The organism is Embleya sp. NPDC059237, assembly GCF_042754105.1.
Lineage (GTDB): Bacteria > Actinomycetota > Actinomycetes > Streptomycetales > Streptomycetaceae > Embleya.
Genome location: NZ_JBHZAE010000019.1, coordinates 1 through 11,504, shown reverse-complemented (window position 1 = coordinate 11,504; position 11,504 = coordinate 1). Strand labels below are relative to the sequence as shown.

11 protein-coding genes are annotated in these 11,504 nt (G+C 71.9%); 6 read left to right on the top strand and 5 right to left on the bottom strand.

Features of this window, described 5'->3' with window-relative positions; genetic code table 11:
- The first annotated feature begins 36 nt into the window (after positions 1-36).
- Positions 37-450: a DUF3052 domain-containing protein gene (locus ACFXKZ_RS40885; protein ID WP_380009273.1), complete on the top strand. Its 414-nt coding sequence runs from the start codon at positions 37-39 to the stop codon at positions 448-450.
- Between the two features lie 75 nt (positions 451-525).
- Here ACFXKZ_RS40885 and ACFXKZ_RS40880 read toward each other — a convergent pair whose 3' ends face one another.
- Both ACFXKZ_RS40880 and ACFXKZ_RS40875 read right to left on the bottom strand, forming a co-directional pair.
- Positions 526-1,515 (bottom strand): hypothetical protein, encoded by a 990-nt coding sequence (locus ACFXKZ_RS40880; RefSeq protein WP_380009270.1) that lies wholly within the window; start codon positions 1,513-1,515, stop codon positions 526-528.
- Between the two features lie 235 nt (positions 1,516-1,750).
- The gene (locus ACFXKZ_RS40875) at positions 1,751-2,353 is read right to left on the bottom strand and encodes a helix-turn-helix domain-containing protein (protein WP_380009267.1); all 603 of its coding nucleotides are present in this window, start codon (positions 2,351-2,353) and stop codon (positions 1,751-1,753) included.
- Between the two features lie 107 nt (positions 2,354-2,460).
- On the opposite strand from ACFXKZ_RS40875, the gene ACFXKZ_RS40870 reads away from it, so the two are divergent.
- The 4 genes from ACFXKZ_RS40870 (at position 2,461) to ACFXKZ_RS40855 (ending at position 8,310) form a co-directional block, all read left to right on the top strand.
- The gene (locus ACFXKZ_RS40870) at positions 2,461-3,879 is read left to right on the top strand and encodes an MFS transporter (RefSeq protein WP_380009264.1); all 1,419 of its coding nucleotides are present in this window, start codon (positions 2,461-2,463) and stop codon (positions 3,877-3,879) included.
- A 241-nt stretch (positions 3,880-4,120) separates the two neighbouring features.
- Entirely contained in the window at positions 4,121-5,962 is a 1,842-nt protein-coding gene (gene asnB, locus ACFXKZ_RS40865; RefSeq protein WP_380009261.1) for an asparagine synthase (glutamine-hydrolyzing), read from the top strand.
- Between the two features lie 82 nt (positions 5,963-6,044).
- On the top strand, positions 6,045-7,316 hold the full coding sequence (locus ACFXKZ_RS40860; protein ID WP_380009254.1) for a cytochrome P450: 1,272 nt from the start codon (positions 6,045-6,047) through the stop codon (positions 7,314-7,316).
- Positions 7,317-7,323: 7 nt separating this feature from the next.
- Positions 7,324-8,310 carry an L-tyrosine/L-tryptophan isonitrile synthase family protein gene (locus tag ACFXKZ_RS40855; RefSeq protein WP_380009251.1) on the top strand — a complete coding sequence of 329 codons (987 nt, stop codon included), beginning with the start codon at positions 7,324-7,326 and terminating at the stop codon, positions 8,308-8,310.
- Between the two features lie 8 nt (positions 8,311-8,318).
- On the opposite strand, the gene ACFXKZ_RS40850 is transcribed toward ACFXKZ_RS40855, so the two are convergent.
- Together ACFXKZ_RS40850 and ACFXKZ_RS40845 are read right to left on the bottom strand one after the other, a co-directional pair.
- Complete coding sequence (locus ACFXKZ_RS40850; RefSeq protein ID WP_380009248.1) at positions 8,319-8,975, bottom strand: FMN-dependent NADH-azoreductase; 657 nt, start codon at positions 8,973-8,975, stop codon at positions 8,319-8,321.
- A 215-nt stretch (positions 8,976-9,190) separates the two neighbouring features.
- Positions 9,191-9,562, bottom strand: a complete 372-nt coding sequence (locus ACFXKZ_RS40845; protein ID WP_380009245.1) for a MarR family winged helix-turn-helix transcriptional regulator — start codon at positions 9,560-9,562, stop codon at positions 9,191-9,193.
- A gap of 100 nt (positions 9,563-9,662) precedes the next feature.
- On the opposite strand from ACFXKZ_RS40845, the gene ACFXKZ_RS40840 reads away from it, so the two are divergent.
- Positions 9,663-11,159, top strand: a complete 1,497-nt coding sequence (locus tag ACFXKZ_RS40840; protein ID WP_380009242.1) for an MFS transporter — start codon at positions 9,663-9,665, stop codon at positions 11,157-11,159.
- 76 nt (positions 11,160-11,235) lie between these two features.
- Here the strand turns inward: ACFXKZ_RS40840 and ACFXKZ_RS40835 are convergent.
- A partial coding sequence (locus tag ACFXKZ_RS40835) for a transporter associated domain-containing protein (RefSeq protein WP_380009240.1) occupies positions 11,236-11,504 on the bottom strand: 269 nt, incomplete at its 5' end.

Genomic DNA, 11,504 nt, shown 5'->3' with positions numbered 1-11,504 from the left:
TGACGTGACAGGCGCGTCGTGATTCGGGAGGCAGCGATGAGCACAACCGAGTACGAGCAGACCAACCCCGCCGTCCGGCTGGACCTCGAACCCGGCCAGATCGTCCAGGAATTGGGCTACGACGACGACGTCGACCACGACCTTCGCGAGGGCATCGAGTGGCTGACCGGCCACGACCTCGTCGACGAGGACTACGACGACATCGCCGACGCCGTGCTGCTCTGGTTCCGCGCCGAGGACGGCGACCTCGCCGACACACTGCTCGACGTCGTCGGCCTGCTCCCCGAGGACGGCGCCGTCTGGCTGCTCACGCCCAGGCCCGGCCGGGACGGCGCGGGCGATCCCGACGCGGTCGAGGAGGCCGCGCGCAACACCGGCCTGAGCCGGACCCCGGCCGTCGACGTCGGCCCGGACTGGGAGGCCACCCGGCTGGCCGTCGCCGGGAAGTAGCCGTCCGGGTACCGACGCGGGGGTGTGGCGGACGATCGAGCCGCCGCACCCCTTCGGCGTGCCCGCCGCACGGCCTCAGTCTTGTACCACGTCCTCCGCCGGCCCGTCGTCCCACTCCCATTGCAGGCCGTAGATGCCGGGGGTCACCTCGGGAAAGACCGTGCAGGCGTGGCCAGTCGCCGCGATCCGGATCTCGCGGTGATCCTGCGCGGGCGCGTCGTGCCGGGGCCGCCACCCGGCCGTACACCGCACCGGCATCATGCGGCGGTCGAATCGCGCGCACAACACCATGGTCCGGCCGGGGAAGCGCACCATCCGCGCGTAGCCGGTGGAGACCACGGACGACGCGTAGGCGTAGCTGTACTCCACGACGGTCGTCTCGTCCTGCTGCAACGGCACGTCGAGAAGCAACTCGACTGCGGCGAAGCCGTGTTCACGATCGACCCGACGGCGGCCGAGCCGGCAGCCGACCAGCCGGGACAGGCCCAGGTCGGCGCCGAGGGACATCTCCGGCTTCGCCTCGGTGAGCAGGATCAGTCGGTCCGCCCGGGTGGCGACCGCGCGCAACACCTGGACGACATCGATGCGTTGCTCCTCGCGGGCCCGGCCGATGTGCACGTCGATGCGACTGTGCAGGCACTCCAGGCGGGCGTTGGTCCGCGGATCGAAGTCGGTCAGTACCCCCTCGACCGCGGGATCCCCGAACGTGCCGGTGTCGTCGAGCGATCCGGGGATGTGGTCGACCCAGCGGCCTCGGGGCCGGCGCGGGCCGAGCAGCACGATCAGCGCATCGGTGCGCAGGTGCAGCAGGTTCTCCAACGCCCGTACGGCGGCCAGGGAATCGGCCCGTTCGGGGCGACTGCGCCCGCGCTGCCAGTAGCTGAGGCTGGACACGCTCACCTGGACGCCCCGGTGGGCGAGTCGGCGCTGGATGTTCTCCAGGCTCAGTCCGCTCTCGCGGATCGCGATCCGCAGCGCGAGTTCGAACGGGCCCGAGCGCAGCGCCCGATCGAGTTCGGCCGACTTCGCGGCACCGGCGTGGGGGAGTGACGGAGAAATCGGCATGCACCTGCTCTCACCGGGAGCACTGTGCGGCCACGGCCGCGTGACTGCGCGGAATCTACCGCGACGCGCTTGTGTCCGGCGAGGGTTCGGGCCGGCCGTTGCCCGGATTTGCCATGCCGACCGGGAAACCCCCGGGTGGGCGCGGGCCTTGCGAACGGGAAAGTATCCCGGACCCGCCGGTGGGGGCGGTTCGGGCCCGCGCGTGTGCCGGCGCGGGGCCGACCGGCGACCGTCGTTACTCGGAGTCGGTGGCGGCGCGGGGTTTGGCGCGTACGTGCATACGTTCGCCCTGGCGACCGAAGAGGCTGAGCACCTCGACCGGCCGTTCGTCCGCGCTGCTGAACCAGTGCGGGACCCGGGTGTCGAACTCGGCGGCCTCGCCCGGGCCGAGGACCAGATCGTGCTCGCCGAGGATCAGCCGCAGCCGGCCCTCCAACACATACAGCCACTCGTAGCCCTCGTGGGTACGGAAGGTGGGCTCGGTGCCCCGGAACGGGATGATCATCTTGAATGCCTGGAGCGGGCCGGGGGTCCGGGTGAGGGGGATGAACGTACCGCCGCTGGGCAGCGGGTGCGGGTTCAGCCGGATCCGGGGATCCCCCACCTCCGGGGCACCGACCAGATCGTCCAGCGGCACCCGGTACACGCCCGCCAGCGGCAGCAGCAACTCCAGCGTGGGTCGGCGTTGCCCGGACTCCAGTCGGGACAGCGTGCTCTTGGAGATGCCGGTCGCCTCGGACAGCGCGGCGAGCGTGAGACCACGCTCGGCCCGCAGCCGCCGAAGGCGGGGCGCGACCTCGTCGAGGACCGTCCGGTAGGGGAGTGCGTCGTCCGTCATGCGGGCATTCCACCGCGCCGTCCCCATCTTGGCAACACGAGTTGCCGGGGCGGGGGAGCCGGTGCAGCCTCCTCGCCATGACCTCAGAGATTTCGCGGGATGCGCCGGTGACACACGATGTGCGGCCGGCCTCGGGCTCGGTGCGGTGGGCGCTCGCCGGGCTGTGCCTGTCCATGTTGTTGTCCTCGCTGGGCACGAGCGTCGCCAATGTCGCGCTGCCGACACTGGCCGATACGTTCTCCGCCTCCTTCGCCCGCGTTCAGTGGATCGTGCTGGCCTATCTCCTCGCCATCACCACCGTGATCGTCGGCGCCGGCCGGCTCGGCGACCTGATCGGGCGCCGCCGACTGCTCCTGGTCGGGATCGGTGTGTTCACCGGGGGCTCGGTGTCGTGCGGCCTGGCACCGACCCTGGAGACGCTGATCGCGGCCCGTGCCGCGCAGGGCCTGGGGGCGGCCGTGATGATGGCGCTCACCATGGCGTTCGTCGGCGAAACGGTGCCCAGGGAGCGGACCGGGAGCGCGATGGGCCTGCTCGGCACGATGTCCGCGATCGGGACCGCGCTCGGTCCGTCGCTCGGCGGCGCGCTGATCGCCGGGCCGGGGTGGCGGGCGATCTTTCTGGTCAACGTGCCGTTGGGGATCCTGGCCCTGCTGCTTGCGCACCGACACCTGCCGAGTGACCGCCGCGAGCCCGGGGCCGACCGACCCCGCTTCGACCACGTGGGCACGCTGCTGCTGGCCGGAACGCTCGGCGCGTACGCCCTCGCGATGACCGTCGGGCGCGGCGGGTTCGGCGCACTGAACGCGGCGCTGCTCGTGGCGGCCGGGCTCGGCGTCGTGCTGTTCGTACGGACCGAGGCGCGGGTCACGTCGCCGCTGATCCGGTTGGCGATGTTCCGCGAGCCGGCGCTGAGCGCGAGTCTGGCCACGAGTGCGCTGGTGTCGACGGTGATGATGGCCACGCTCGTGGTGGGGCCGTTCCACCTCGCGCGGGCGCTGGGCCTCGGCGACGCGCTCGTCGGACTCGTCATGTCGGTCGGCCCGGTCGTCGCCGCGCTCACCGGGATTCCGGCCGGCCGGATCGCGGACCGCTTCGGCGCACGGCGGATGACCGTCGTCGGGCTGATCGCGATATCCGTCGGCGCGTTCGCCCTGGCGCTGACCTCGGGACACCTCGGGCCGGCCGGCTACCTGGCGCCGATCGTGGTGACGACCGCCGGCTACGCGGTGTTCCAGACCGCGAACAACACCGCTGTGATGGCCGACGTCCGACCCGATCGACGCGGTGTGGTCTCCGGCATGCTCAACCTGTCGCGCAACCTCGGCCTGATCACCGGCACATCGGTGATGGGCGCGGTCTTCGCGCTCGCGTCGGGCGCACACGACGTGACCACGGCACGCCCCGACGCGGTGGCGGCCGGCACTCGGATCACCTTCGCCGTGGCGGGAGCCCTGATCGTGGCGGCGCTCGCCATCACGCTGCTCGCCCGACGCCCCGCCGTGCGCCCCGCCCCGACCGCGTGAACCAGGCCGCGTGGACCGAGCCGCGTGAACCCGCCCGCGCGAACCGCCCGCGCGAATCGCCCGCGTGAACCCGCCCGCGTGAACCCGCCCGCGCGAACCGCCCGCGCGGCGGGAACTTTGTCGGTCGGGCGGACGACTGCTCGGGTGGAACGACGAGGGCGGGGGCGCGCGCCCGAGCGGTGCCATCGCCCCCGCCCCGATCCCTCCGCAGCCGACGCCTCGACCGAAGGACGGATCACGCATGTGTGGAATCGCCGGCTGGGTGTGCCTCCGCCCCGACGGGCGCCCGCTCCGCCCGGTCGTCGAGGCGATGACCTCGACCCTGGCCCGGCGCGGCCCGGACGCGGGGGACGTATGGGCGGACGCACACGCGGCGTTCGGCCATCGACGCCTGGCCGTACTCGACCTCGCGGGCGGCGCGCAACCGATGGTGGATCGGCCCGAGGACCCCCGGGTGGTCCTCGGGTACAGCGGCGAGGTGTACAACCACCACGAGCTGCGCGCCCAACTCCGCCGCGCCGGGCACGAGTTCCGCACCCGAAGCGACACCGAGACGGTGCTTCGCGCCTACCTCGAATGGGGCGAGGAGTGCGCGGAACACCTGGAGGGGATGTACGCGTTCGCGATCTGGGACCTGCGGTACGACCGCCTGGTCCTGATCCGCGACCGTCTCGGCGTCAAGCCGCTGTACTGGGCGCGGGTACGCGACGGCATCGCCTTCGGCTCCGAACCCAAGGCCCTGTTCGCCCATCCCGAGATCGAACCGCGCGTGGACGCGGACGGACTGCGTGCGGCCTACGGGCTGCTCTTCGACACCGGTCCCACCGTCTGGACCGGGATCCGCGAACTCGAACCCGGCTCGATCCTCACCCTCGACCGGGCCGGGTTCCGCGAACACCGGTACTGGCAACTGACGGTGGGCGCACACCACGACGACCGCGACACCACCGTGGAACGGGTGCGCGCCCTGGTCGAACACGCCGCCCGCGGCCAACTGGAGGCGGACGTACCGGTGTGCAGCCTGCTGTCCGGCGGCCTGGACTCCACCGTGGTCACCGCGCTGCTCGCCGACGAACTGCGGCACCGCGAGGGCCCCGACGCCCGGCTCCGCTCCTACGCGGTCGACTACACCGACCAGGCCGACACGTTCACCGCCGACATACTGCGCACCGGCCACGACACCCCGTACGCCGCCGAGGCGGGCCGGTTCATCGGCACCGACCACGACACCGTGGTCCTGGACCCGCGCTCGCTGCTCGACCCGGAGCACCGACGCGCGGTCGTCGCCTGCCGCGACTCGCCGATCGGCGTCGGCGACATGGACACCTCGCTGTACCTGCTGTTCGGCGAGATCCGCCGGCACGCCACCGTCGCGTTGTCGGGGGAGGCGGCCGACGAAGTCTTCGGCGGCTACCCGTGGTTCCACAGTCCCGCCGCGCGCGCCGCCGACACCTTCCCCTGGCTCCTGGTCACCGGCGACGAGGCCGCGATGCCGCTGCATCCCGACGTCGCCCGCACGCTGCGCATCGGTGAATACCGGGCGGACACCTACCACACCGCGCTCGCCGCCGTGCCACACGCCGCACACGAGAGCGCCGAGGAGCACCGGCTGCGCGAACTGCGGCACCTGTCGCTGACCCGCTGGCTGCGCCAACTCCTGCACCGCAAGGACCGGTTGAGCATGGCCCAGGGGCTGGAGGTGCGGGTGCCCTACTGCGACCACCGGCTGGTCGAGTACGCCTACGACGTGCCGTGGTCGCTGCACTCCTTCGACGGTCGGGAGAAGAGCCTGCTGCGGGGCGCGGCCGGCGACACGCTCGCCCCGCGCTCGATCCGGGAGCGGCCCAAGAACCACTACCCGGCCACCCATCACCCCGACTACAACCGGGGATTGCAGGACCTGGCCCGGGACGCCCTCGACGGGCACGGCGGACGGGTCCGCGCGCTCGTCGACGAGACGGTGATCAGGTCCTGCCTCGACACGCCCGCGCACGAACTGCGGTGGGGGCACCGGTTGCGCCTGGAACGGGTGGTCGACCTCGGCCTGTGGCTGGACCTGTACCGACCGGAGATCACCATCTGAGCCCCGACCGGCGCCCCGACCCACGCCGCCTGCCCAACCACCGCCCCCGCACCTGCACCGCACCGCCAGGGAGATACACCCCGTGACCCGGATCGAACCCGGTACGAACCGCCCCGACTGCACCACGAACGACCCGCACGCCGTCGAGCTGTACGGGCGCGAGTACAAACGCGACCCCTACCCCCTCTACGCCAAGCTCCGCGACGCCGGCCCGATCCATCGGGTGCGCTTCCCCAGCGGGGTGGGCGCCTGGCTGGTCACCGGATACGACGCGGCGCACGCCACCCTCAACGATCCCCGACTGGGCAAGAACCACGACCTGGGCAACGACCGTTGGCGGGCCCTCGCCTCGATCATGCCCGAGCCGCAACACACCGAACTCCAGGTGCATTTGCTCCACCAGGACCCGCCCAGGCACACCACCATGCGCCGCCTGGTCACCGACGCCTTCGCACCGCGTCGGGTCGACGCGCTGCGACCTCGGATCCAGAAGATCGCCGACGACCTCGTCGACGCCATGCCGGCCGGCGGGGGAGCGGACGTCGTGGCTTGCTTCGCGGCCCGCTTCCCGCTCCGGGTCCTCGCCGAAGTCATCGGCCTGCCCGCGGAGTTCGCGGCCCGGTTCCGGCGCGAGTGGTGCAAGGTGGTGCAGCCCGTCGGTCCCGGGGACCCGCGCCGGGCCGGATACGAGGCGCTGCTACGCGAACTCCAGGGCTACATCGCCGACCTGGTCGCCGATCGCCGGGCCGACCCGGACGACGACGGCCTGCTCGGCCGACTGGTCGCCGCGCACGCCGCCGGCCGGCTGACCCGGGCCGAGCTGGACTCGATGATCTTCCAACTCCTGGTCGCCGGCCAAGAACCCGTGACCAACCAGATCAGCACCGCCCTGATCACCCTCCTGCGACACCCCGGACACCTGGACCGACTCCACGAGGACCCCACGCTCCTGCCCACCGCCGTGGAGGAACTGCTGCGCTACGACAGCGCCTTCGAACTCACCACCTGGCGCTTCCTCGCCGCGGACGACGACCTGCACGGCACCGCCGTCCCTGCCGGTGACTCGGTGATCGTCTCGCTGTGCGCGGCCAACCGGGACCCGAAACGTTTCCCCGACCCGGACATCCTCGACTTCGACCGCAGCCCCAACCCGCACCTCGCCTTCGGCCACGGCATCCACTTCTGCCCGGCCGCCGCGCTGGCCCGGGTCGAACTCCACGTCGCGCTCGGCACGCTCCTCGCCCGCCTGCCGGGCTTGGCCCCGGCCGTCCCGGTCGACGACGTCGAGTGGATCCCCGCCGTGCTCGCGCGCGGCGTCGACACGCTGCCGGTTACCTACACCGAGCGGGCGTGACCAGGCCATGCACGCCATCGACCGCCGAGACCGCCCGGGTCCCGCGCAGACCGCCGCGATCAGTGCCGCGATCCTGGAACTGCTCCTGCCACACCGCCGTGCGGCCGAACGCGACCTCGAACCGGGCCGCGAATCGGTCGCCGACTTCCCCGAACAACTCGACCGAGTGGCCGACTTCGTCGCCCGGGGCGAACCCGTCGTGTTCGCGCTGCCGGGATTCCCCTGCAAATCGCCCAACCCCGCCAAGGTCCTGGGACATCTGCCCGACGAGGGCGAACGGCTGAGCCTGGCCTTCCTGGACGGGCTGTGCGCGTCGGTGGCGGCCGTACACCCGCCCGGCGCCCGGATGTTGATCTGCTCCGACGGCCACGTCTTCGCCGACCTCGTCCGCGTCCCGGACGCGCACGTCGACGCCTACACCGACGAACTGCGCGCCGTCATCGCCGACAACGCCTTGGACCGGCTGAGCGTGTTCGACCTGCGCGACGTGCTCGGCGACGACCCGACCGGCCCGGCAGGCCCCCGCACACACGCGGACAAACGTGCCTGGCTGCACGCGCGCCACGCCCCGACCCTGGCCGAACTACGCGCCCAAGTCCGGTCCGACGAGGACACGTTGCGGCTGTACCGGGGCATTACCCGGTTCCTGTTCGAGGACACCGCCGACTTCCCCGGCACCCGATCCGCGCTGCAACGCGACTGCCGCGACCGGGCCTACGGCGTCATCCAGCGCAGCCGGGCCTGGAGCGACCTGATCGCCGAACACCACCCGCGCGCGGTGCGCCTGTCCATCCACCCGCAACGGCGCGGCGCCGACAAGTTCGGGATCCGCCTCTTGGATGCCCCCGATGTTTGGGCCACCCCGTGGCATGCCACCGTGCTGCGCCGCGCGGACGGTCGCGCGCGTCTACTGCACCGCGCCGAGGCCGCACGCCTGGGTACCCTGGTCCACCACGACGGCCGACCCAGCCACTTCCACCAGGCCGCCCACTGAGCGACGGGCTACCCCGCCGTCGCCGGATCCCGGCCGGCGAGTGTTTCCAGGGTCCGGTAGGCCCGTTCGAGGGACTGCTCGGCGAGCGGCTTCAGGGCGGCCATCTGCGGCACGACCGCGGCGAGCGTCAACTCGGCGGGTACGAAGGTGGTCAGGTCGTCGGTGCGGCCGATGGCCCCCAGGACGGCGCGCAGGTAGGGCTCCTGGTGGTCCCAACCCGCACGCGGCGTGCCCGGGGCGTACGAACCGCCACGAGGGCTGATCACGATCACGGACGTGCCCGCCAGGGGGCCGGGTTCGCCGCCGGGCACCGCCATGGTGGCCGGGGAGACGACCCGGTCCAACCACGTCTTGATCGTGGACGGGATCGAGTAGTTGTACATCGGCACACCCATCACGACCGTGCTCGCCGCGCGCAACTCGGCGTTGAGCGCGGCGGTCAGCGCCCATTCGTCCGCCGGCGCGCCGTGTTCGGCGCCCGGGTCGACGAGCGCTTCGCGCACCGCGTGGGTCAGGTGCGGGATCGGCTGGGCGGCCAGGTCCCGGTAGGTGTACGCGCCGCTCGGGTGGCGTTCGCGCCAACGGGCGGCGAAGTGGGCGGACAGGAGCCGGGATACGGATCCCGTCCGACGCATGCTCGCGTCGAGATGCAGAAGGGAGGGCACGCTCGGGCCTCGAATCGTCGCGGTGTCGGTTCGGCACGGTGCCGGACGCCGTCGCGTGGCCGATCCGATTCCGGGATCGGCCCCGCGGCGGCCGGCGATGACGACCGTAGACATTGACGCCGGCGTGAAGGCAAGCATGCCCGGCGCCCTCCGACCAGGCGTGCGGGCCAGGAGTGCAGACCAGGAGTGCAGACCCGGTGTGCGGACCCGGTGTCTCAGACCAGGTGTTCGCCGAGCACGGCGAGTTGGGTCACCCGGGCCTGCTCGTGGAGGGCGCGGCCCTTGTCGGTGGCGATGACGAAAACGCCCCGGCGGTCGCTCTCGCACATCGCGCGCTGGACCAGGCCGCACTTCTCGAGGCGGGCCACGGCGCGTGAGGAGGCACTCTGGCTCAAATGCAGATCGACGACGAGGTCGTGGATGCGGGACTTGCAGCCCTCGGCGTCGACCAGGCGATCGAGGACCTCGTAGTCACTCATCGTGAGGCCATGCCGGGCCTGAAGGGCGCGATCGAGTTCGTGCGCCACCCGGCTGTACTGCGACAACAGCTCGCGCCAGCTCTCGATCAGCGGGTCCTTCGTCTTCATTGCGTCACGGTAGCGCCGCCCGTCGTAACATGCAAGCAAATTTATTGCACCCACATTTAATGCGTAGACATTCAATGCGTGCGCATGTACGTTCTTGCCCATGGCTTCAACAGTCGAGACCTACGCGGGACCGTCCTCCCGCGAGCACTCCGTCCCCTCGTCCTCCTCGTCGGCCGAAACACCGTCCGGTTCGCACTGGACCCCCAGACTCTGGGGCGTCCTGGCCGTGCTGTGCCTCGTGCTCTTCCTGGATGGCCTCGATGTCTCGATGGTCGGCGTCGCGCTGCCGTCGATCGGCCACGAACTCGGTCTGTCGGCGACGTCCCTGCAATGGATCGTCAACGGCTACATCCTCGGCTACGGCGGGCTGCTCATGCTCGGCGGTCGCACCGCCGACCTGCTCGGCCGCCGCCGGGTCTTCCTGATCGCGCTCGCCGTGTTCGCCGGCGCCTCGCTGCTCGGCGGCATGGTCGACAGCGGCGGCCTGCTGATCGCCACCCGCTTCATCAAGGGCCTGGCCGCCGCGTTCACCGCGCCCACCGCCCTGTCCATCCTCACCACGACGTTCCCCGAGGGCCCCGCCCGCAACCGGGCGCTGTCCGTCTTCTCCGTCTTCGGCGCCAGCGGCTACTCCTCCGGCCTGATCCTCGGCGGCCTGCTCACCGAGTTCGGCTGGCGCTGGACCTTCCTGATCCCCGTGCCGCTCGCCATCCTGGCGCTGATCGGCGGCTGGTTCCTGATCCCGCGCGACCGTCCCGCCGACTCCGGCGGCCACGACGTGGTCGGCGCGATCACCCTCAGCGGCGGCATGTTGCTGGCCGTCTACACCGTCGTCTCCGCCCCCGAACGCGGCTGGGGCGCACCGCTGACCCTCGGCTCGATAGTCCTGGCCGCCGCCCTGCTCACCGCGTTCGTCCTGGTCGAGAAGCGCATCGCGCACCCGCTCGTGCGGTTCGGCATCCTGCGTGTCGGCACCGTGGTCCGGGCCAACCTGAGCATGGTCGCGCTGATGGGCTCCTACATGAGCTTCCAGTTCATGATGACCCTCTACCTCCAGGACGGACTGGGCTGGTCCGCGCTGCGGATGGCGCTCGCGCTGCTGCCCGCCGGCCTGGTCGTGGCCTTCGGGTCGCCGTTCACCGGCAAGCTGATCAACCGCTACGGCACCGCGCCGCTGCTGATCGCCTCGATGGCCTCGATGAGCCTCGGCTACGTGTGGTTCCTCGCCACCGCCGGCACCACGCCCAACTACGCGTTCGCGGTGCTGCCTACCATGCTGCTCCTGGGCGGCGGCTTCGCCTTCGGGTTCAGCGCGATCATGGCCCAGGCCACCGAGGGCATCGAGGACTCCGAACAGGGTCTCGCCTCCGGCCTGGTGCAGACCTCCGGCCAGGTCGGCGCGGCCCTCGTGCTCGCCGTGGTCACCGCGCTGACCACCGGCGCCAAGGCCGGCGACGCCGACTTCGGCTCCTACCGCCCCGGCGCCAACCTGGTCACCGCCGTGGCCGTGGTCGGACTCCTGCTCAACCTGGTCCCGCTGCTCGGCGCCAAGCGTCGCGGCATCGACAAGGACGATTCCATCGCGAACGTCCGGTAGCCCGGACGGCGCGCGGACGGCTCGACGTCCGCAACGGTCGGACGGGGTGGGCCGGGCGGCCGGCACGGCGGGTGACTCAGGCATCGGCGGGTTGCCTCTCCTCGGAACGGTTGTGGTTGCCACGGGGGTCGGTCTGTTCGCCGCGCCCCGCGCTGTCCGGCGCGTCGCCCGGCTCGACCCGGCTGACCAGCACGGTGTCGATCCGGTTGCGCCGCCCGGTGGTGCCCTCGGCGATCAGCCGGAGCCCGGCCACCTCAGCCCCGGAGCCGGGGATCGGCACCCGGCCGAGCGCCTGGGCGAGCAGGCCACCGACCGTCTCCACCTCGTCGGTGGGCAGTTCGGTGT